The sequence below is a fragment of the Pseudomonas sp. GW821-FHT03A09 genome (assembly GCF_059421065.1).
On sequence record NZ_JBWKUX010000008.1, the window covers coordinates 245179 to 266371 of the forward strand.

Here is a 21193-nt window from a genome sequence, read left to right on the forward strand (position 1 = left end):
CGCCAGCAATAGAGATCAACTGTGGGAGCTGGCTTGCCTGCGAAAGCGGCGGTACAGCCGATGAGTAGGTCGCCTGTGCCGCCGCCTTCGCAGCCTCGCTGAAGCTCGACAGCTCCCACAGGAGATTGGTGGTGATTGGGGGCCATCGCGTCTGGCGCGTATTCGCCAGCGATAGAGATCAACTGTGGGAGCTGGCTTGCCTGCGAAAGCGGCGGTACAGCCGATGAGTAGGTCGCCTGTGCCGCCGCCTTCGCAGCCTCGCTGAAGCTCGACAGCTCCCACAGGAGATTGGCGGTGTTTGGGGGTCATCGTGTCTGACGCGTGTTCGCCAGCGATAGAGATCAAATGTGGGAGCTGGCTTGCCTGCGAAAGCGGCGGTACTGCCGATGAGTAGGTCGCCTGTGCTGCCGTCTTCGCAGCCTCGCTGAAGCTCGACAGCTCCCACAGGAGATTGGCGGTGTTTGGGGAAACACTGCCAATACGGCCATCGCGTCTGGCGCGTGTTCGCCAGCGATAGAGATCAACTGTGGGAGCTGGCTTGCCTGCTCCCACAGTTGATCGGTGTTGGCGGCAGCCGGGAGGCTTCACCAACTCTCTTTCAACATCCGCAACTCCAAATACTGCAACAGCATGATGGTCTTGCCGTCCACAATCTCCCCACTCTGCACCATCGCCAGCGCCTGTTCGAACCCCAGTTCCAGCACTTCGATGTCTTCGCCCTCTTCTTCCAGACCGCCGCCCGTGCCGACCTGATCCGCCGACTGGTATTCGCCGATAAAAAAGTGAATGCGCTCGGTCACCGAGCCCGGGCTCATGAACGCCGAGTAGATCTTTTCCACGTGGCCGACGCGGTAGCCGGTCTCTTCTTCAGCTTCCAGGCGAATGCGTTCTTCGGGGCTGGCGTTGTCGAGCAAACCGGCCGCCGCTTCGATCAGGTAGCCGTGGTAGTCGTTGACGAAGGTGGGCATGCGGAACTGACGGATCAGCAACACCGTGCGTTGCGTACGGTTGTACAGCAGGATGGTCGCGCCATTGCCGCGGTCATACACCTCACGGGTCTGGGCTTGCCAGCTGCCGTCCTGGCGGCGCAGGTCGAAGCTGTACTTTTTCAGCAGGTACCAGTTTTTCGAGAGGGTTTCTTCGGCGGTGATGCGAACGGGGCTGTTGTCCATGGTCGGGCCTCTGTACGTGGGAGCGCGAGCATGTTCCCGAGCACGGGCCAACGTCAAGTTGACGGGAAGTCACGGGTTGTCGCGGATATCGCTACAATCGCGCTCCACGAAGGATCTCTCTCCAGGGTCAAGGAAATGATGCTGCACATCCCGACGCTACTGACAGTCGCCGTGTTCGTGTTCTGCCTGATGGGCATGCTCACAGTGCATGCCTGGAGCCGTGGCCGCGAACCAACCCTGGGTTACTTGGGCATCATGTTGCTGTTCGCCTCCCTCGGCACCGGGCTGATTGTGGTGCGCGGCGTGGGCATGGATTTTGTCGCGCTGATCCTGGGCAATGTGGTGTTGCTGCTCAGTGCAGCGATGAACTGGACCGCCATGCGCGCGTTCGTGCAACGCAAACCCAACGTGCCGGGGATCTTTGCCGGTGCCGGCGTGTGGCTGTTGATGTGCCTGGTGCCGCAGTTCTACGGGTCGCTGTCGGCGCGGGTCACGCTGTATTCGCTGCTGGCCGCCAGTTATGGCGTGCTGTCGGCACTGGAATTGTGGCGCCGGCGCGACAGCCTGGAAGTCGCCTATGTGCCCGCGTTGGTGCTGATGCTGTTGCACACCGCGTTTTACGGCATTCGCGCCATCGCCGACCCCGGCATGCCGATCAAAAGCGCCCAGGCCTCGGGCGGTGAAGGCGTACCGTTTTTCTCGTTCATGCTGTTTGAATCGATGCTGTATGCCATCGGCATCGCCTACGTCACCCTGGCGATGGTCAAGGAGCGAGCCGAGCTGCGCTTCAAGGCCGCCGCGCTCAGCGATGCCCTCACCGGTATAGGCAATCGCCGCGCGTTTATGCTCAAGGGTGAAAAACTGCTGGCCGACAGCAATCGTCGCCAGCACAAAGTGGCCCTGCTGCTGTGCGACCTGGACCACTTCAAACGTCTGAACGACAGCTTCGGCCACCCCATGGGCGACCAGGCGCTGATCGCCTTCAGCCAAGTGACCCAGGCCACCTTGCGCAAAGAGGATGTGTTCGCGCGCATTGGTGGTGAAGAGTTTGCCTGCCTGCTCGCCGACAGCGATGAAACCCAGGCCTTCCAAGTCGCCGAGCGGATCCGCCAGGCGTTTGCCCGGCTCGATCTGTTGGCGCCCGGCTTCCTGAGTGTCAGCATCGGCATCGTCACCACCGACCAGGCCGGCCACGACCTCTCGCATTTACTGTCCCAGGCTGACCAGGCGCTGTACCTGGCCAAGGCGCAAGGACGTAATCGGGTTCAGTTGGTGGCTGCGATGTAACACTTTGCAAGCAATACCCACGCACGACTGTCGAATTAATTCCTTACCCGATTAGCCATCTGGTAAAACCCCTGCTTCGCTTTTGCCCTGGAACCTTCATGTCTTCTCGTTTTCTGTCTCGCCTCGGCCTGCGCTGGTTTCCCCTGCTGTGCATGGCGTTGTTGATCGTCGGCCTGCCGGTGGGGTGCGCCGTATTGCAACACAAGGAGCGCGAACTGGTGTTTCGCATCGAACCGGGCACGGCCGGCTGGTATACCGGGCTGCCCAAGGCGGTGCAGGAATTCGACATCAAGCCCGCCAGTTTCAAGTCAGGGCAGAATATTCATGGCTGGTGGTACCCCGCGGCCAAGAAGGATGCGCCGGCGATTCTCTACCTGCACGGTGTGCGCTGGAACCTCACCGGCCAGCTGTTTCGCATCGAGCAATTGCATGCCCTGGGGTATTCGGTGCTGGCCATCGACTATCGCGGCTTCGGCCAGAGCCACGGTGATCTGCCGTCGGAAACCAGCGTATACGCCGACGCGCGCATCGCCTGGGAGCGCCTCCAAGTGCTGCAGCCCGACCCGAGCAAGCGCCTGATCTACGGGCACTCCCTGGGCGGTGCAGTGGCAATTGACCTGGCGGCCGAATTGAGCCGGCAAACACCGATCCCCGTGCGTGGGTTGGTGATCGAGTCAACGTTCACCTCCCTGGGAGATGCAGCGACGGCCGTGGCCAACACTTCGCTGCCAGTGCGCTGGCTGCTGTCGCAGAAGTTCGATTCCATCGACAAGATTGCCGACGTACACATGCCGCTGCTAGTCGTCCACGGCCTTGCCGACCAGTACGTGCCACCGCGTTTCAGCGAACAATTATTCGAAGCGGCCCGGGAGCCCAAGCGACTGCTGCTGGTGCCCGGCGGCGCCCACAACAACAGCATGAGTTTGGCGGGTCGCAGTTATGGCCAGGCGCTGGACAAGCTGATGCAAGCGAAGGCATCACCCCAGGTTGTCACACACTCCACTGCGCCCAACGGCGACTCTTGAAGACGCATTTCGGCACTGGGTTCGCGCTTGCGTGTCAAGCGCAAACCCTGCCCATACTGGCCCTCGTCGCCAGTTGATCAAATATTAACCGCAGGTTAAATCGCCAACCCAGCCGGGCCTTTGCAAAGTTATCCACAGAGATACCCACGGTTTTCGTGGACAACTCTTTTTACTTTTTTACGTTTTTTTTGCTCAGTAATTCCCTTTGGGAAAGGTGCCTGGCAGCAAAATCTCGCGATTCACATCGCGTATATCGTTATAGCCGCACAGCGCCATCGACACGTCCAACTCCCTAGCGATGATGTCGAGGGCCTTGGTCACTCCCGCCTCACCCATGGCACCCAAACCGTACAAATGGGGACGACCGATCATCGTGCCCCTAGCGCCCAATGCTACGGCCTTGAGCACGTCCTGACCGGAGCGAATGCCACCGTCGAGCCACACTTCAATCCGGTTGCCTACCGCCTCCACAATTGCCGGCAATTGGCTGATGCTCGACGGTGCGCCATCCAACTGCCGGCCACCGTGGTTGCTCACCACCAGCGCATCGGCACCGGCGTTTGCCGCCAGGCGTGCGTCTTCCACATCGAGAATGCCCTTGATGATCAACTTGCCGCCCCAGCATTTCTTGATCCACTCCACATCGTCCCAGCTCAGGCGTGGATCGAATTGCTGGGCGGTCCATGACGACAGCGAACTCATGTCCGCCACGCCTTTTACGTGCCCGACAATGTTGCCGAAGCCTCGGCGTTTCGTACCGAGCATGCCCATCACCCAGCGCGGCTTGGTCGCCATGTTGAGGATATTCGGCAGGGTCAATTTGGGCGGCGCCGACAGGCCGTTGATCAAGTCTTTGTGACGCTGCCCAAGGATCTGCAAGTCAAGCGTCAGCACCAGTGCATCAACGCCAGCGGCCTTGGCGCGCTCGATCAATTGTTCGATAAACCCTCGATCACGCATCACATACAGCTGGAACCAGAACGGCTGGCCGACGTGCTCGGCAATATCTTCCAGGGAACAGATGCTCATGGTCGACAAGGTGTAGCGCAGGCCGAATGCGGCAGCGGCGCGGGCGGTGAGAATCTCGCCGTCGGCATGCTGCATGCCCGCCAGGCCGGTCGGTGCCAGGGCCACTGGCATGGCCATGTCCTGGCCGATCATCGTCGTGCGGATCGAGCGCTGATCGATATTGCGCGCCACGCGCTGGCGGAATTTGATCTGGGCGAAATCGCCTTCGTTGGCCCGGTAGGTGCTTTCAGTCCAGGAGCCGGAATCGGCGTAATCGTAGAACATCCGTGGGACACGTTTTTGCGCCAGCTTGCGTAAGTCTTCGATGGTTGTGATCAACGTCATCTAGGTCACCTCTCCCTGAACTGAACCCGCAGAGTAACCGCCCATCGACCGCGCAACCACCCATTGCGTTTATATCTAGCGAAGATTAACCTCGCACAAACCCGCAAAATAGCGCACAAACATGCACAACACTCATCAAGCCATTGACCTGCCTTCCTTGCGCAAACAGAAGATCCTGTTGCTGCTTGAGCGCGACGGCAAAGTCACCGCCTCGGAATTGGTGGAGCATTTCGCCGTCTCCCAGGACACCATCCGCCGTGACCTTGGCGAACTGGCCGCCGCTGGCTTATTGCAGCGTGTGCACGGCGGCGCCCTGCCTCGGCCCAAGGACACCGGCAAGGATGTCTTCACCCGTGTCGGCGAGACCAACGAGACCAAGCGTCACCTCGCGCAATTGGCAGCGGACCGTGTAGAAGACGGCCAGATCGTGCTATTCGATTCCGGCTCCACCACCCTGCAAATCGCCCAATCGTTGCCGCGCTTGATTCGCCTGACCGTCGTCACGCCATCCCCGATGATTGCCATCGCCCTGGCCGACCACCCGCATGTGAAAGTGATCCTCGCTGGCGGCCCGCTCAACCCCGCCACCCTCTCCACCGGCGGCCACGATGCGGTGCGCCTGATCCAGAGCATCAAGGCCGACCTGCTGTTCACCGGCGTGTGCGCCCTGCACCCGCAAGTGGGTATCACCTCGTTGCACTTCGAAGAAGTGGTGGTCAAGCAGGCCCTGCTCGACAGCGCCTCCCATGTGGTGGCCGTGGCCATGGCGGACAAGCTCGGCGCGGTAGAACCCTTTGTGGTAGCGCCGTGCAACCGCATTCACACGCTGATTACCGAGTGGCATATGCCGAGTGTGGAGGCGTATGAACAGCTGGGGTTGGAAGTGTTGCAGGTTGAAATCTGAATGAAGACAGGCGCCCGTAGGCGCCTTCATTGCAATTGCGCGGTTACAGCAGCGGGATGCTGTAGCTGACAATCAGACGGGTCTCGTCTTTGTCCGGGGTGTCATTGCCCCTGAGCACCGCGCTGCGCCACGTCAGACCGAGGCCCTTGAAGGTGCCAGTGGGGATCACGTAGTCGATGCGCAAGTCACGCTCCCACTCGCTGTTATCGCGGCCTGCGGTGCGGATGTTGCTACCGCGGATGTAGGTCACGCTGGACTTCAGGCCAGGCACGCCGAGGCCGGAAAAGTCATAGGCATAGCTACCCACGGTGGCCTGCTCGCCGGCATTGATGAACTTCAACGACTGGGAATTGGTGATCAGGTAGACGGAGCGGCCCTGCCCCTGGTTGACATGGGGGAAGTCGCTGTCACCGGAGGTCTTCTGATAACCCAGGCTCAGGGAGTGGCCTTGCAGTGCGTAGGTGAACAACGCGCTCCACAAGCGGTTGTCGACCTTGCCGGCGTTGACGCCGGGCCCGTAGTAACCCGAGCTGACATAGCCGTCCGCACGCCCCGCCGCACTGGAATTCTTGCCATCGGACGTGCTGTAGAAATAGCGCAGGTCAGTCTTGAATTGCCCCACCGGCAGCTGCCAGTTATGCACCAGGCCAAGGAAATGCTGCTGGTAGAAGTTCTCGAGACTGCCGTAGTAATACTGCACTTGCAGCTGTTTACTGACGGCGTAATCGACACCCGCGTAGTAGAACTGGTTGCTGAACTTGCCCTTGTTCGGATCGTTGGCGCCGGCAATGGACATGCCCTGGCCGTTGCTGGAATTGCGGTCCAGCACCTGTTCGAGTTTACCGGCGACCAGGTTGAAATCCTTCAGGTCCTTGGAATCCACCTGATAACCACGAAAGGTCTGGGGCAACAGGCGGCCATCCTCGGTCATCAGCACAGGAATCCTGGGCATCAAGGTGCCGGCCTTCAGTTGAGTCTGGGCGATCCGCATTTTGCCGGTAACACCCGTCTTGCTGAAGTCATGGGCGGCCTTGCCATCAGACAATGGGAAAACGCTGCCAGGGGTGTTGTCTTCACCGGCCTTGCCTGCGCGGCCCGAAGCGTCCAGGCGCAAGCCATACATTTCTTGCAAATCCAGACCCAGGCCAACCGTCCCTTCGGTGAAGCCGGACTGATAGTTGAACATGAACGCCTGGCCCCACTCCTTGTCCGAAGCGGCCCTGGCGTTACGGGTGTCCTGGTTGTAGTAGAAATTGCGCAGGTCGAGGGTGGCTTTGCTGTCGTCGATAAAACCCGACGCAGCCGCCTGCTGCACAGCGCCCAGGGAAACAGCGAGCGCCAGGCAAGTCTTGTGATTCATGAAGGCTCCGAGAAGTGATTGAGGCAATCCCGTCTGCGCCCCGGCCTGTTCTTGTTGCAGGCCATTGGCGTGTCGCATTTGACGGGACCGCGCACGGTATAGACTCAGCCGCCTCGGAAATAGCCGGTAAAACCACGATTCACTTTTACAGCCTGCGTAACAATCCGCCGTTCCTCAAGGCACCGGCAACCAGCCGCTGAATTCACCCCGGGCGTTCAGCGCGCTCCAGGCAAAGTCCCATGGAGAGGCCGGCAAGACCTGCTGTTCTGCGCTGGAGATCGCAGCGCCCTTCCAATCGAACACTGTCGTCCCTTGCCAGGCCAGGGCGATCCCCCGGGCCTGGCTGTCGTCGGCAATGATCCAACACGCCGCCGCTGCCGCCATGAATGCTTCGATAGGTTCATCGTCGATCTGCGTGCAATACGCAGAACCCAGCAGCCAGCGGCACACATTCAGGTGATAGGTCCAATCCAACGGCGGCTGCTTGCGATACGCCCAGGTCATGAAGCTGCGGAACAGGTTCAAGCCCTCGGGAGGGTCGAGCTTGAGCAGCGCCGGGCAGATATCGAACAAGGTGTGCCAGTGCGGCAGCAGGCGTGCATCCAGGTGCACGAAGCAGCGGGAATTGCTTGGGTATTCCGGCAACGCCGGCTCCGCACGCAGGCGACGGGACGCCTTGCTGACCAGGCGGCTGGCGCCTGCAGGCAATAGGTGGTTCATCAGATGCACTCACAGTCGTGACGATAGAACGCCTCCTGATCACAGGAAGCCCAAGGCACACGTCAGACGGCGGGAGAAGCGCGGGGGTTGGCCGAGGGCCAGGAATAACGCGGCGGCGCTTTGTTGCGCCGCTCATGGGCCGGGCGTGGGGTTTGCTGAAGGCTCAGCAACCACGCGAGGCCGATCAGGAACACGATGGCCACGGTGACCGCGTTGCACACCGGGCAAGCAAAGTAGTTCGAGATGTTGCTGGACGACGGGCTGCCCAACCCTTTGTCGGAAAGTGGCGCCTGGCTACCGTCCACCGAACAGAACGCACCGCCGATGCCATTGAGTTGCTGGCCCAACATTTGCCCGTGGCCCAAACCGCACACGAACACGTTCATCAGCACGCAGAAGTACAGGGTCCAGGCGATCAGCGAACGGTCGGGGAGGCTCAATTTCATGGCGGCGACTCTACCACCGAAGCCGCAAAACGGTGAAGCGCGGCGCGCCCCTGTGGCAGAACGTCGCAGATTACGTGGGCTGGCCAGGGTTGGTAGACTTGCCACCCTCCTCGTTTCTACGTTTCAAAGCCTTTTCAAAGCCTGATGGGTAGATCCAGAGCAATGCAGGCGTTTCACAGGATGCACAGTTGATGAGTACGTTATTCACCCGCCGCAAAGTGCTGACCGGCATGGGCCTCTTGGGCCTGGGCAGCCTGCTGGGCGGCTGTGACTACAGCCCCAAGCTGAACTTCAAGTACGGCAAGGACCTCAGTGACAAGATCATGGGCCGCACCTTCAAGCTCAAGAACACCGCCGGTGAAACCGTCACCCTGAGCTCGTTCCGCGGCCTGATGCCGGTGGTGTTCTTCGGTTTCACCCAGTGCCCGGCCGTGTGCCCCACCACCCTGGCCCGCGCCGCCCAGGCCAAGAAGCTGATGGGCCGCGACGGCGAGATCATGCAGGTAGTGTTCATAACCCTCGACCCCGAGCGCGACACACCGGAACTGCTCGACCGCTACGTCAAGGCCTTCGACCCCAGCTTCGAAGCGCTGTACGGCACCCCGGAAGAAATCGCCGTGGCCGCCAAGGAATTCGGGATTTTCTATGAAAAGATCCCCGCCGGTGACACCTACACCCTGTCCCACACATCCACCAGTTTCGTGTTCGACACCCGCGGCAACCTGCGCCTGGGCTTGTCGGCATCCCTTACTGCCAAAGAGTGCGCAGAAGACCTGCTCACCGTCATGGAGGTCTGCTAATGACTGCCGTTCAACACCTCAAACGCATCACCTTCGGCCTGACCCTGCTGGGCCTTGCCGCCCACGCCAGCGCCCAGGTGCAAGTGACCGACGCCTGGGTCCGCGCCACAGTGCCGGGCCAACCGTCCAGCGGCGCGTTCATGACAGTCACCGCCGACAGCGACAGCAAGCTGCTCAGCGTGGCATCGCCAGTCGCCAAGGACGTGCAGATCCATGAAATGAGCATGAAAGACGACGTGATGCGCATGGGCCCGGTGGATTCGGTTGCCCTGCCCGCCGGCAAAGCCGTCAAGCTCGACCCGGACGGCTACCACGTGATGCTGATGGGCCTCACCGGCCAGATCAAGGAAGGCGACCAGGTGCCGCTGACCTTGACCGTGCAAGATGCCAAAGGCGAGAAACAGTCCATCGAAGTAAAAGCCCCGGCCCGTGCCCTCAATGGCATGGACCACAGCAAGATGCACTGATCGGAATGGCTGTAGTGAGCGGGCTTGCCCCGCGCTGGGCTGCGTGTCGGCCCCAAACCCAGGCACCTCAGTCTTTCTGAAACACCGTGATGGCTTTGTTGGGGCGGCTTCGCCACCCAGCGCGGGGCAAGCCCGCTCACTACAATGTTCAGTCGACGATAAACAGCTTCGCACCCAGCGCCGTCGAGGAGCGATGCCCCTCCATGTCATTGCCCACCTGATAACTCATCCCGGCCGTCAGAATGAACTGGCGACCGTCCTCCAGCTCCGTGCGCAGCTCTCCTTCCAGACACAACAGCACATGCCCTCTCCAGCACCAGTGATCCGCCAGATACCCCGGCGTGTACTCCACCATCCGAACACGCGTGGTGCCGAACTGGCAGGTGCGCCATAAGGCGTTGCCGGTGATGCCCGGATGGACGACAGGCTCAAGGCTGGCCCAATCCGTGGTGCCAAACGGGACAGCGGTAAGATCCATGGGAAACTCGGTCGTCAGTTAACGTGGCGTGAAAGTACCGGGCGAATGCCGTGGGCGATAGACACAGATGCGACGGGTTTGTGGGATACAGGCGCCCTTGCTTGTTATGCTGACGCCCTGCCCCCATGGACCTGCGCTGATGCCAATCGACCCTGCCTTTGTCCTCCATGAAACCGAACACTGGGTGCTGAACCATCACATGACCTCGGCCTTGCCGGGCTATGTGATGTTGGGTGCCAAGGCACCGATTCATTCCCTCGCCGACATGCCAGACGCGGCACTGGCGCAGTTGGGTGGATTGCTCGCCAGAACCCAGCGCGTGATGGAGGTAGAGCTCCAACCGAAATGGCTGTACATCAGCCGCTATGGGCACATGCCTGGGTTCCCACTGCACTTTCACTTCATCCCCGTATACGACTGGGTAGAGGACGCGTTCTGGCGGGACGAGCGTTATCGACTGCTGCAACGCTTTGCTACGTCGGACCAGGAGCAAGCTTTGACAGATGGTGCTGAGCTGACGCTGTTCGTGTGGCGCGAATTTGGGGAGAGCCCTACGCCACCTCGAGTTCAGGGCGAGTCGGTTGAGCACGTGATCAAACGGCTGCGCACCGCTTTCAGTACCGGATGAAGCCCCCCGCGAGTTCAGGGTGATTCAGAGTCAGTGTGGGAGCTGTCGAGCTTTAGCGAGGCTGCGAAAGCGGTGGGTCAGCCAACCATTGTTCCGGCAGTGCCGCCGCCTTCGCAGCCTCGCTGGGGCTCGACAGCTCCCACAGAGATCTTCTGGGTGACTCAGATCGCGGCCAGTCGCTTCACCATTGGCACACACCCCCGCGAGTTCAGAGTGCCCCGGATCAAGTGTGGGAGCTGTCGGGCCTTGGCGAGGCTGCGATAGCGGTGGATCAGCCAACCATTATCCCAACAGTTCCACCGGGGATTTTCTGGGTGATTCAGATAGCGGCCAGTCGCTTCACCATCGGCACACACGCCCGCGAGTTCAGGGTGACCCGGATCAAGTGTGGGAGCTGTCGAGCCTTGGCGAGGCTGCGAAAGCGGTGTGTCAGCCAACCATTATCCCAACAGTACCACCGGGGATCTTCTGGGTGACTCAGATCGCGGCCAGCCACTTTACCAAATGACATCACCGTGCCATTAGCCCACTTGTGCTAATCGACCCCTCACCCCTGCGGCGCTATATTCCCCGGCACTTCCAACGCTCCCCATGACACCGCGCATACGCTACGCGAGGGATGGTTGCGCGCTGGAAAAACCATAGAAAACCAAGGAAGACGCACCATGAATCTGTATTCCCCCCTGACCCGCCTCACCCTGCTGGGTGCCTTGATCGTCGGCGTTGCCGGCTGCAGCAACATCAAGCCCTCCGAAGACCACCTCAAGACGCTGTCTGAAACCAATCTGGGCGAACCGGTCAAGCGCATCTCCAACGTACGCAATGACTCCATGACGACCTACTACATCGCCAGCACCGCTAGCGGTGATTACAACTGCTCCGTGCCCAGCGGGGCCAGCGGTGGCATGTTCGCCGTCGCAAGCTTTGGCATGATGAAGCCGGCCGCTTACTGCCAACCCAAAGGCGCTCGCGGCAATGGCTTGACCCCGTTCAACCAGTAACAGTCTGTTGGCCGAGGTCGCGCAGGGTGCTGCGTAGCTCTGCCGGGCGCACCGGCTTGGACAGAATGGCGATCTGACGGTCGTGCAAGGCGGCCTGGATCTTTTCCACATCGTGCCCGGTGAGGATAAGCGCCGGGACCGCCCAGCCGCGTTGCGCCCGCAGGGCGTCGATGCACTCGATACCGGTGGCATGGTTACCCAGGTCGTAGTCGGCGACGATGATGTCGCAATCGCTGATCAAGTCACGCCCTGACAATTCGGCCTGTACCTCGCACCCCCAGCGCTCCAACAGCGCCTGGGTAGCGAGCAGCACGTTCTGGTCATCTTCCACCAGACACACTTTCAAACCGGTCAGCAAACCAACCTGTCGCGCCTCGTCACGCGGTGCCGTCGTGTGCGGCGCGGTCGCCAGGGCCAGCCCGTACAAGCTCACGGACGTGCCACGGCCAACCCGGGAACGCAGGTTCACTTGCACCCCCATCAGTTGCCCCAGGCGCTTGACGATGGACAGCCCCAAGCCCACCCCTTCGACGTCTTTGTCACGCAAGTGGCGCACGCGGTAAAACTCTTCGAAGACCTTGGAAAGATGCTCCTCGGCAATCCCCCGACCCCGATCATGAATCTCCACCGCCAAGCCACCGTCACGAATGCGCACGCCGATCAGTACTGGCCGATGCGCGCCGTATTTGAAGCAGTTGGACAGAACGTTCTGCACCATCGTTGCCAACAACGCCGGATCGACCTGTACCCAGTGAGCGCAAGGCCGCAATCGCAGTTCCACACCGGCCCAACGCGCAGCCTCGGCATTCTGGCGCACTAGGTCGGCCAGGAACTCGCCCAGGTTCACCCTCTGGTACTTGGGCAACAGGCGGCCGTTGTCGAGGGTGTAGAGGTCGAGAATCGAACGGAATAATTGCGAGACGTTGAGCAGCGAGCGATCGATGTTGTCCACCAGCCGCCGTTCTTCATCCCCCAGGCGGGCTTCGCGCAGGCAAGCGGTAAACAGGCCGATAGAGTGGATGGGCTGGCGCAGGTCATGGCTGGCCTGGGCGAGGAAACGGGATTTTTCCAGGTTGGCCGCGATGGCTTGCTCAGACGCCTTGCGCGTGCGCTCCAGCAGGATATGCGCGTACACCGGGATCACTGTGCTGGTGATCATCAGCATCAACACCATGAAGGGTTGTGCCTGCCACACCGGCGTGAGCCGATACACGATCAGCAACGCCAACAACGCCAATGCCGTGGCAATCGCCAGGTAGCGCGAGCCATAGCGCATGCCATTGCCCAGGTTGACCCACACCATCACCGCATACAGCGGCAATGCCGCCTCGCCCCCCACCACCATGCCGAACGAGGTGCCGGTGTAGTCGTGAATCATGCCGAAAATCCGCCGCGCCGGGTAATGCCCCGGCCACCGTGCAATCACCTGGCGCAAGGCAATGGACGCCAGCAGAAACACAAGTATGTAGAGAATGACCGGCAGGTAGGTGTCCACCGACTGCCCGGGCAGGAAGCCCAGCGCGCCGATGTACACGATAGCGATGCTGGCAACCACGATCCGTAGGTTGGCCTGGTCGAGTTCGGAGTTGGTCTCGGCACCCATGATTTACGTCCTTGTGCGGCAGTCATCAAATCCAGCGGGCACCCCAGGCAAGCCTCGGGCACGGTGGTAAGGTAGCATGCAACCGCACAACCTTGCCCCAGGAAGGAGCCCCTCATGACCGGTCGCATTATCATCGCCGACGACCACCCGATGTTTCGCGAAGGCATGCTGCGCACCGTACAGCGCCTGCTGCCCGAGGCCCTTGTGCAGGAAGCTGGCGACATGGACGCCGTGCACAGGCTGGCCCGCGAAGGCGGCGAAATCGATACCCTGATCCTCGACCTGCGCTTCCCCGGCCTGACCTGCCTGAGCCAGTTGGCCGACCTGCGCCAACAACTGCGGCGCACCACGTTGATCGTGGTGTCGATGGTGGACGACCCAGCGCTGATCGATCAGGTCATGGCCCTGGGCGCGGACGGTTTTATCGGCAAGAACATCGCCCCCGACGAGATCGGCCAGGCGCTGCTGGCGATCCGCGAAGGCGAGGTGCTGGTCAAGTTCGCCCCTTCGGGGCTGTTGCCCCTCGACACCCATACCCTCACCGCCCGCCAACAGGACGTGCTGCGCCTGATCGCCCAGGGCAAGACCAACAAGGAAATCGCCAAAGCCCTGGATATCTCGCCGTTTACCGTGCGCATCCATGTGTCGTCGCTGCTGCGCGCACTGGATGTGCCCTCGCGTGCGGCCGCAGCGGTGAAGTACTCCGGGGAGTTCTAGGACCGCTTGAGCTACCGCAGCTGGAACCAGGTGGTTTTCAACTGCATGTACTTGTCAAAAGCATGCAGGGACAGATCACGCCCAAACCCGGACTGCTTGCCCCCACCGAACGGCACCGTGACATCCAGGGCGTCGACCGTGTTGACCGACACCGTGCCGGCATTCAGGGCACGAGCCACACGGTGCGCACGGTTGAGGTTGTCACTCCATACCGAGGCGGCCAGGCCATAGAGGCTGTCGTTGGCTTGCTGTACCGCCTCCTCTTCAGTATCGAAAGCACTGATGGCCAGCACCGGGCCGAACACCTCGTCACGGGAGAGCACCATGTGTCGAGTCACATCGGCAAAAATGGTCGGCTGGATAAAGTTGGAGGCCCCATTGATGATCATCTGTTCGCCACCGCACAGCAACCTGGCGCCCTCGCCGTGGGCCTGGCCGATGGCTTTCATGATGCGCGCGGTCTGCTCACTGTCAACGATGGCGCCGGCGGCACTGCTGGGGTTCAACGGATCACCCGGCATCCAGGCGCGCGATTTGGCCATCACCCGTTCGACGAACTCATCATGGATGGAACGTTGTACGAACAACCGGGAGTTGGCCGAACACACCTCACCCTGGTTGAAGAAAATGCCAAAGGCTGCCTTCTCCGCCGCCAAGTCCAGATCCTGGCAGTCATCGAACACCAGGTTCGGGCTCTTGCCACCGCACTCCAGCCACACCTGCTTGAGGTTGGACTGAGCAGAATATTGCATGAAGTATTTGCCGACCTGCGTCGAGCCAGTGAACACCAGGCCATCCACGTCCGGGTGCAGCCCCAAAGCCTTGCCGGCACTTTCGCCGAGGCCCGGCACCACGTTCAACACCCCTTCGGGGATACCCGCCTCCAGCGCCAGTTGGGCCAGACGCAAAGCAGAAAACGGCGATTGCTCAGCGGGTTTAAGTACCACGCTGTTACCGGCAGCCAACGCCGGTGCCAGCTTCCACGCTGCCATGTCCAAGGGGAAATTCCACGGCACCACCGCCGCAATCACGCCCAGCGCTTCGCGGGTAATGGTCGCCAGCGCGTTATGCGCGGTGGGTGCGACTTGGTCGTAGAGCTTGTCGAGGGCTTCGCCGTACCAGGCGAACACATTGGCCGCGCCAGGTACATCCACGTTGTAGGCATCCATCACCGGCTTGCCCATGTTCAACGAATCGAGCAGCGCCAGCTCTTCGCGGTGGCTCATCAACAACTCGGAAAGCTTGATCATGATTTTCTTGCGCTCCCCCGGTGACATGCGCCGCCAAGGACCGGTGTCGAAGGCCTGGCGTGCACTGCGCACAGCCAGATCGACCTCCGCTTCGCCACAGGCCGCCACACGCGCCAACAACTGGTTCGTGGCTGGGTTGATGCTATCGAAAGTGGCCCCGGAGGCTGCGCTCACGGACCGGCCACCGATCAAGGCGGTGTCGATGAATGTCTGGCGGGCAACACGCTGTTGCCAGTAGTCAAGATCAAACACGGTGTACTCCCAATGAAGGTCGAGGGATAAGAAGGGTTATTCAGCGATCTGCAGTTCCGGCATCTTCACGCTCAGTCCCCGCGTGATGCCGAGCAAACACACGAGCCCAAGCCCCATCCAGCACAAGCCGATGGTGAAGGACAGGCCCGACAGGCTGGTCCACAGCCATAGCGTGCTGAGGAACCCCAGGGCCGGCAGTGCGGCGTACAGCAGGTAGTTCCGAACGCCGCGCAACTTCTGGTCAACCAGGTAATGCTTGATCACCGCCAGGTTCACCGCCGAAAACGCGAACAACGCCCCGAAGCTGATCATGTTGGCCACGGTGTCCAGTGTGATGAACAGGGCAATCAACGAGAACAGGCTGACCAGCAGGATCGCCGTGGCTGGCACGCGCTTTTTCGTCACCAGCTTGCCGAGTACACGGGGCAGCGCGCCGTCACGCCCCATGGCGAACAACACCCGCGACACGCTGGCCTGGGAGACCATCGCCGAGGCAAAACAGCCGGCCACGTAGGTTGCGGTAAAAGCGGTCACCAGCAGCTCGCCCCCCACGCGACGCATGACGTCCACCGAGGCGGAATCCGGATCGACGAAGCTGTTCCATTCAGGGAAAACCATCTGGGCAAAATACGAAACCAGCAGGAACAACAGGCCGCCGAACAGCGACACCACCATGATCGCGAGCGGGATAGTCCGTCGCGGGTTGGGGGTTTCCTCAGCCATGGTCGACACGGCATCGAAGCCGAGAAACGACAGGCACAGCACCGCCGCGCCCGCCATGATCAACGGCGCACTGAAACCGTCGTGGTGGAATGGCGCGAGCAACGCAACGGGTGCGGACTGCTCGCTGAGGGTGCGCACCGACAACGCCACGAACACCACAATGAACACCAACTGGGCCACGATCAGTATCCAGTTGACCCGAGTGATGGACTCGATGCCGACTAGGTTGAGCGTCGTCACCAGGGCAATGGAGCCGAGCACCCACACGGCAGTTGGCACCCCGGGGAAGTATTCGGTCATGTAGATGCCGATCAACAAGTAGCTGAGCAGCGGCAAGAAGATGTAGTCGAGCAACAAGGTCCAGCCAGCGATGAAGCCGAAATAGGCGCCAAACGCTTTGCGCGTATAGGAATAAACCGAGCCGGAATACGGATGCGCCTGGACCATGCGCCCATAGCTGTAGGCCGTCAGCAGCATCGCGGCAAGGGTCAGCATATAGGCGGTCGGCAAGTGCCCCTTGGTCATCTGGGTCACAAGCCCATAGGTGGTAAACACCGCCAGCGGCACCATATACGCGAGCCCGAACAGCACCAGCCCGACCAGGCCCAAGGGCTGGCGAAAGCGTCGGGACGACGCGGGTTTTGGTGAGGCACGATGGGCGGGTGTATCGGTCACGTTTGTTATTGTATTCATGGGTGACTCCTGGAAATGGGATGCAGGGCGTCGCGGCATGCGATCACGTCGATGCCGTTCAAGCCTTGTCTGATGGAGGTTGCCCGCCACCCCGGCCTGGGGTGGTGGGCAGGTCACTTCACAGTTTTCCCGCGATCCGTGCGGTGCGGTCGACCGCGATACGGGTCTTGTCGACCAGTTCGTCCAGCTCCGCGCGCGTGGCCACCAGGGCCGGCGCCATGATCATGCGCCCGAGGGTCGAGCGAATGATCACACCCTCTTCAAAACCAAAGGTGCGGCATTGCCAGGCCAGATCGTTTTCATTGTCGAAACGTTTGCGCGTGCCTTTGTCCTCGGCAAACTGCAAGGCCGCGAGCAGGCCCGTGCCCTGGATCTCGCCGATCAGTGGGTGGTTGCCGAACACCTCGCGCAGGATCTTCTGCAAGTACGGCCCGGTGTCGTCCTTCACCTGGCGCACGATGCCTTCATCCCGCAGCGCCTTGAGATTGGCCAACGCCACCGCTGCCGCCACCGGGTGCCCGGAATAGGTCAGGCCGTGGGCAAACACACCACCGCGCTCCACCAAGGCATCGGCGATGCGCTGGCTCAATACCAGGCCGCCCATGGGCAGGTAGCCGGAAGTCAGGCCCTTGGCAATCGACAACGTATCCGGCTCGAAACCGAAGTGTTGATGGGCGAACCACTCGCCGGTGCGGCCAAAACCACCAATCACCTCATCCGCGCAGAGCAGCACATCGTATTGACGGCAAATGCGCTGGATCTCGGGCCAGTAGCTTTCCGGCGGGAAAATCATGCCACCCGCGCCCTGGAACGGTTCGGCGATAAAGCCCGCGACGTTCTCAGCACCCAGTTCCAGAATTTTCTCTTCCAGTTGCAAGGCACAGCGACGGCCGAATTCGGCCGGGGTCAGGTCGCCGCCATGGGCATACCAATAGGGTTCGTCGATGTGCGCCACATCAGGCACCAGACCGCCCATCTCGTGCATGAACTTCATGCCGCCCAATGCCGACGCGGCCAGAGTAGAGCCGTGATAGCCGTTCCAGCGACCGATCATGATCTTTTTCTGCGGCTGGCCGACCACTTGCCAGTAGCGGCGCACGGTACGGATCAAGACCTCGTTGGCCTCGGAGCCCGAGTTGGTGTAGATCACGTGGCTGTAGTGCCCAGGCAGCAGGCTGAACAGCAGCTCCGACAGCTCGATCACCGCCGGGTGGGTGGTGTGAAAGAACATGTTGTAATACGCCAACTGATCCATCTGCGTGGCGGCGGCAGCGGTCAGATCCTTGCGACCGTAGCCCAGTTGGGTACACCACAGGCCAGACATGCCGTCCAGGTAACGCTGGCCTTCGCTGTCCCACAGGTACAGGCCTTCACCGCGCACCATTACACGCGGGCCTTCGGCATTCAGCGTCTTTTGATCGACAAAGGCATGAATATGATGGGCCGCATCCGCCTTCTGATAGTCCTCGGTACGGCGTTGCAATTGGGCGGGTAGGTTCATGGTTTTTCTCTCTTATTAGTGATAACGCAAGGGGGAGCAATGCCGCTCAGCGGTGCTTGCTCATGTAGCTTTCCAAAGGGTCTTTGCTCAGCACGCCCTGGGCTTCGGCGAGCGAATCGATAAACAAGGCAAACAGCTCCGATTGCGCGCCGATATCGAGCTTGGTGTAGATGTGCTTGCGGTGGGACTTGATGGTGTCTTCAGAGACATCCAGGCGTTCGGCCAACGAGCGGGTGGAATGCCCACGCAGGATCAGTTGGGCGATGCGGCATTCTCGTTCGGTCAAAATCGACGAACCAAAGTTGTTGAGTGCCGAGTGAATGCGCTGCTCCAGCACGTTTTCGAAGCGCGCACCGTGGCCATCCAAACCGACAAAATGCTTGCCCAGCGCCGCCAGCACCCACGGCGCGATGCGCTTGAACTGTTCGGTGGTGGCGGCATCGAGCTTCTGCGTAAACGCCAGCGACACGGCCAGGCTTGATCCGTTGCCCGACTGCAGGATGTAGTTCAGCTCATCTTCCAGATGTGAGTGGCGGTAAAACGACTGGAAGTACTCACTGAGTTCGAAGTGATCGGGCGCGACGTCCGCCAGGTCGTAACAACCTGAACTGACGCCTTCGACGCTGGCCCCGTAAAACGGATCGAGCACATAAAAGCCGGACAGGTATTGGCGCACATTGCCTTGTGGCAACCACGGTCCCTCCACCTCGAACAACGCGCTGGGCATGCCGCCACGGGGATAGAAATACAACGTGGTGGCCTGGATCGGCTGGATGTAACCGAGAGCCTCGAACAAGGTGGCAGCGAACCCCGATTGCCCGATGCTCGTCGTCACCCGGGCCATCTGGTCGAACCATTGCGCAGAAGAAAGCCGGTCGTTTTCCACTTCAAAGACTCGCTCAAAGAACTGCAAGGATGGTCACACAGCTATCTCGTCACCGGAATCACCCGATAGGGTGAGGTTGCATCCGATATTTATGCTCACTTCCCAGCTTAATAATATTTTATTAAAAACCGCCCTCCCCCTAGCCTTGAAGTCATGCCCAAGCTGAATCCAACTGCATTACGCAAGGACAGACACATGACTGAAGCAATAACAAAAATAGACACGCTGGTAGTGGGAGCGGGTCAAGCTGGGGTCGCCATGAGCGAGCACCTGAGTAAGCAAGGCGTGCCGCACCTGGTGCTGGAGCGCAGCCGTATCGCCGAGCGCTGGCGTACTGGGCGTTGGGACTCGTTGGTCGCCAACGGTCCGGCCTGGCATGACCGTTTTCCAGGGCTGGAATTTGATGACGTCGCCGCCGACGGTTTCGCGCCTAAAGAACGCGTTGCCGCCTACTTCGAAGCCTATGCACGCAAGTTCAATGCGCCAATACGCACCGGCGTCGACGTGCTCTCTGTGGTGCGCAATGCGGGCCGCCCCGGTTTCACCGTACACACCAGCGAAGGGGTGATCGAAGCCAACCGTGTGGTCGCAGCCACCGGGCCGTTCCAGAAGCCAGTGATTCCGGCCATCGCCCCTAAAGACAGCGCTCTGCACCAGATCCACTCCGCCGACTACCGCAACCCCGCGCAACTGCCGGCAGGCGCTGTGCTGGTGGTGGGTGCCGGTTCGTCCGGCGTACAGATCGCCGATGAGTTGCAACGTGCCGGGCGCCAGGTGTACCTGTCGGTCGGTGCCCACGACCGCCCGCCCCGCGCCTATCGCAACCGCGATTTCTGCTGGTGGCTGGGGGTACTGGGCGAGTGGGATCAAGCGGCGATGAAGCCCGGTCGTGAGCACGTGACCATTGCCGTGAGTGGCGCCCACGGCGGCAAGACCATCGACTTCCGCGAGCTCGCCCAGCAAGGCATGACCCTGGTTGGCTTGACCCAGTCCTTCAACGGCAGCACCGCAAGCTTCCAAGCCAACCTGGTGGACAACCTGGCACGCGGTGACGAGAACTACCTGGCCCTGCTGGATGCGGCCGACGCCTACATCGAACGCAACGGCCTCGACCTGCCCGTGGAGCCCGAAGCGCGCCGTGTGTTCCCCGACGCCGAGTGCATCAAGCAGCCAATCCTGGAACTGGACCTGGCCAAGGCCGGCATCACCTCGATCATCTGGGCCACCGGGTTTGCCGTGGATTACAGCTGGTTGAAAGTCGACGCCTTCGACGCTGCCGGCAAGCCGCAGCACCAACGCGGTGTGGCCAGCGAATCGGGTATCTATTTCCTCGGCTTGCCGTGGCAATCGCGCCGGGGCTCGTCGTTTATCTGGGGTGTGTGGCACGACGCCAAATACGTGGCCGACCACATCGCGATCCAACGCCAATACCTTGAATACCGCGAAGCCGCCCCGGTGGCTCGCCAGTCCCCTGTCAGCGCCTGATCACTTTTTTGCCGGAGTCTTTTTGATGCCTACTCACACTCGCATCCGTATGTTCAACACCAAGGAAACCTACCCCAACCAGAGCCTGGACAACGACCTGTGCCAGGCCGTACGCGCCGGCAACACCGTGTATGTGCGCGGCCAGGTGGGCACTGATTTCGAGGGCAACCTGATCGGCCTCGGCGACCCGCGTGCCCAGGCGGAGCAAGCCATGAAAAACGTCAAGCAACTGCTGGAAGAAGCGGGCAGCGACCTCAGTCATATCGTCAAGACCACTACTTACCTGATCGACCCACGCTACCGCGAGCCGGTGTATCAGGAAGTCGGCAAGTGGCTCAAGGGCGTGTTCCCGATTTCCACCGGGCTGGTGGTCTCGGCATTGGGCCAGCCGCAATGGCTGATGGAAATTGATGTGATCGCCGTCATTCCCGAGTAAGGAGCT

At 60.9% G+C, this 21193-nt stretch carries 21 protein-coding genes; 10 read left to right on the forward strand and 11 right to left on the reverse strand.

What is annotated here, in order from left to right; genetic code table 11:
• Nucleotides 1-584: 584 nt before the first annotated feature.
• Nucleotides 585-1172 (reverse strand): NUDIX domain-containing protein, encoded by a 588-nt coding sequence (locus AC07V4_RS16960; protein ID WP_492637556.1) that lies wholly within the window; start codon nucleotides 1170-1172, stop codon nucleotides 585-587.
• 135 nt (nucleotides 1173-1307) lie between these two features.
• Here AC07V4_RS16960 and AC07V4_RS16965 point away from each other — a divergent pair, with 135 nt between their 5' ends.
• Both AC07V4_RS16965 and AC07V4_RS16970 read left to right on the forward strand, forming a co-directional pair.
• Entirely contained in the window at nucleotides 1308-2459 is a 1152-nt protein-coding gene (locus tag AC07V4_RS16965; protein ID WP_492637557.1) for a GGDEF domain-containing protein, read from the forward strand.
• A 98-nt stretch (nucleotides 2460-2557) separates the two neighbouring features.
• A complete protein-coding gene (locus tag AC07V4_RS16970) occupies nucleotides 2558-3484 on the forward strand; it encodes an alpha/beta hydrolase (RefSeq protein WP_492637558.1) in 927 nt (308 codons plus the stop codon).
• Between the two features lie 192 nt (nucleotides 3485-3676).
• On the opposite strand, the gene AC07V4_RS16975 is transcribed toward AC07V4_RS16970, so the two are convergent.
• Nucleotides 3677-4837: an alpha-hydroxy acid oxidase gene (locus AC07V4_RS16975; RefSeq protein WP_492637559.1), complete on the reverse strand. Its 1161-nt coding sequence runs from the start codon at nucleotides 4835-4837 to the stop codon at nucleotides 3677-3679.
• 121 nt (nucleotides 4838-4958) lie between these two features.
• Here AC07V4_RS16975 and AC07V4_RS16980 point away from each other — a divergent pair, with 121 nt between their 5' ends.
• The gene (locus AC07V4_RS16980; RefSeq protein WP_492637560.1) at nucleotides 4959-5741 is read left to right on the forward strand and encodes a DeoR/GlpR family DNA-binding transcription regulator; all 783 of its coding nucleotides are present in this window, start codon (nucleotides 4959-4961) and stop codon (nucleotides 5739-5741) included.
• Nucleotides 5742-5784: 43 nt separating this feature from the next.
• On the opposite strand, the gene AC07V4_RS16985 is transcribed toward AC07V4_RS16980, so the two are convergent.
• The 3 genes from AC07V4_RS16985 to AC07V4_RS16995 all read right to left on the reverse strand — a co-directional run bounded on the left by AC07V4_RS16985 (nucleotide 5785) and on the right by AC07V4_RS16995 (nucleotide 8267).
• Complete coding sequence (locus AC07V4_RS16985) at nucleotides 5785-7101, reverse strand: OprD family porin (protein WP_492637561.1); 1317 nt, start codon at nucleotides 7099-7101, stop codon at nucleotides 5785-5787.
• Nucleotides 7102-7275: 174 nt separating this feature from the next.
• Nucleotides 7276-7821 carry a putative natural product biosynthesis protein gene (locus AC07V4_RS16990; RefSeq protein ID WP_492637562.1) on the reverse strand — a complete coding sequence of 182 codons (546 nt, stop codon included), beginning with the start codon at nucleotides 7819-7821 and terminating at the stop codon, nucleotides 7276-7278.
• 62 nt (nucleotides 7822-7883) lie between these two features.
• The gene (locus AC07V4_RS16995; protein WP_492637563.1) at nucleotides 7884-8267 is read right to left on the reverse strand and encodes a DUF2946 domain-containing protein; all 384 of its coding nucleotides are present in this window, start codon (nucleotides 8265-8267) and stop codon (nucleotides 7884-7886) included.
• Between the two features lie 191 nt (nucleotides 8268-8458).
• Between AC07V4_RS16995 and AC07V4_RS17000 the strand changes: the two genes are divergently transcribed.
• Entirely contained in the window at nucleotides 8459-9067 is a 609-nt protein-coding gene (locus tag AC07V4_RS17000; RefSeq protein ID WP_431750637.1) for an SCO family protein, read from the forward strand.
• The gene (locus AC07V4_RS17005) at nucleotides 9067-9534 is read left to right on the forward strand and encodes a copper chaperone PCu(A)C (RefSeq protein ID WP_431750638.1); all 468 of its coding nucleotides are present in this window, start codon (nucleotides 9067-9069) and stop codon (nucleotides 9532-9534) included. Before AC07V4_RS17000 ends, AC07V4_RS17005 begins: the two co-directional genes overlap by 1 nt.
• A gap of 148 nt (nucleotides 9535-9682) precedes the next feature.
• Here AC07V4_RS17005 and AC07V4_RS17010 read toward each other — a convergent pair whose 3' ends face one another.
• Nucleotides 9683-10012, reverse strand: a complete 330-nt coding sequence (locus AC07V4_RS17010) for a DHCW motif cupin fold protein (RefSeq protein ID WP_492637564.1) — start codon at nucleotides 10010-10012, stop codon at nucleotides 9683-9685.
• A gap of 139 nt (nucleotides 10013-10151) precedes the next feature.
• Here AC07V4_RS17010 and AC07V4_RS17015 point away from each other — a divergent pair, with 139 nt between their 5' ends.
• Both AC07V4_RS17015 and AC07V4_RS17020 read left to right on the forward strand, forming a co-directional pair.
• Nucleotides 10152-10640: an HIT family protein gene (locus tag AC07V4_RS17015; protein WP_492637565.1), complete on the forward strand. Its 489-nt coding sequence runs from the start codon at nucleotides 10152-10154 to the stop codon at nucleotides 10638-10640.
• Between the two features lie 665 nt (nucleotides 10641-11305).
• Nucleotides 11306-11641, forward strand: a complete 336-nt coding sequence (locus AC07V4_RS17020) for a hypothetical protein (protein ID WP_492637566.1) — start codon at nucleotides 11306-11308, stop codon at nucleotides 11639-11641.
• Here AC07V4_RS17020 and AC07V4_RS17025 read toward each other — a convergent pair.
• On the reverse strand, nucleotides 11631-13244 hold the full coding sequence (locus AC07V4_RS17025) for an ATP-binding response regulator (protein ID WP_492637567.1): 1614 nt from the start codon (nucleotides 13242-13244) through the stop codon (nucleotides 11631-11633). The genes AC07V4_RS17020 and AC07V4_RS17025 overlap by 11 nt on opposite strands.
• Nucleotides 13245-13358: 114 nt before the next feature.
• On the opposite strand from AC07V4_RS17025, the gene AC07V4_RS17030 reads away from it, so the two are divergent.
• On the forward strand, nucleotides 13359-13961 hold the full coding sequence (locus tag AC07V4_RS17030; protein ID WP_431750644.1) for a LuxR C-terminal-related transcriptional regulator: 603 nt from the start codon (nucleotides 13359-13361) through the stop codon (nucleotides 13959-13961).
• Nucleotides 13962-13972: 11 nt separating this feature from the next.
• Here the strand turns inward: AC07V4_RS17030 and AC07V4_RS17035 are convergent, their stop codons facing one another.
• From AC07V4_RS17035 to AC07V4_RS17050, 4 genes are all read right to left on the reverse strand, one after another.
• The gene (locus AC07V4_RS17035) at nucleotides 13973-15463 is read right to left on the reverse strand and encodes an aldehyde dehydrogenase (RefSeq protein ID WP_492637568.1); all 1491 of its coding nucleotides are present in this window, start codon (nucleotides 15461-15463) and stop codon (nucleotides 13973-13975) included.
• Between the two features lie 36 nt (nucleotides 15464-15499).
• Entirely contained in the window at nucleotides 15500-16879 is a 1380-nt protein-coding gene (locus tag AC07V4_RS17040; RefSeq protein ID WP_492637569.1) for an APC family permease, read from the reverse strand.
• A 118-nt stretch (nucleotides 16880-16997) separates the two neighbouring features.
• Nucleotides 16998-18380 (reverse strand): aspartate aminotransferase family protein, encoded by a 1383-nt coding sequence (locus tag AC07V4_RS17045; RefSeq protein ID WP_492637570.1) that lies wholly within the window; start codon nucleotides 18378-18380, stop codon nucleotides 16998-17000.
• 46 nt (nucleotides 18381-18426) lie between these two features.
• Nucleotides 18427-19224 carry a helix-turn-helix transcriptional regulator gene (locus tag AC07V4_RS17050; protein WP_492637600.1) on the reverse strand — a complete coding sequence of 266 codons (798 nt, stop codon included), beginning with the start codon at nucleotides 19222-19224 and terminating at the stop codon, nucleotides 18427-18429.
• A gap of 195 nt (nucleotides 19225-19419) precedes the next feature.
• Between AC07V4_RS17050 and AC07V4_RS17055 the strand changes: the two genes are divergently transcribed.
• The gene (locus AC07V4_RS17055) at nucleotides 19420-20751 is read left to right on the forward strand and encodes a flavin-containing monooxygenase (RefSeq protein WP_492637571.1); all 1332 of its coding nucleotides are present in this window, start codon (nucleotides 19420-19422) and stop codon (nucleotides 20749-20751) included.
• Between the two features lie 25 nt (nucleotides 20752-20776).
• Nucleotides 20777-21187 carry a RidA family protein gene (locus AC07V4_RS17060; protein ID WP_016969085.1) on the forward strand — a complete coding sequence of 137 codons (411 nt, stop codon included), beginning with the start codon at nucleotides 20777-20779 and terminating at the stop codon, nucleotides 21185-21187.
• Nucleotides 21188-21193 lie beyond the last annotated feature (6 nt).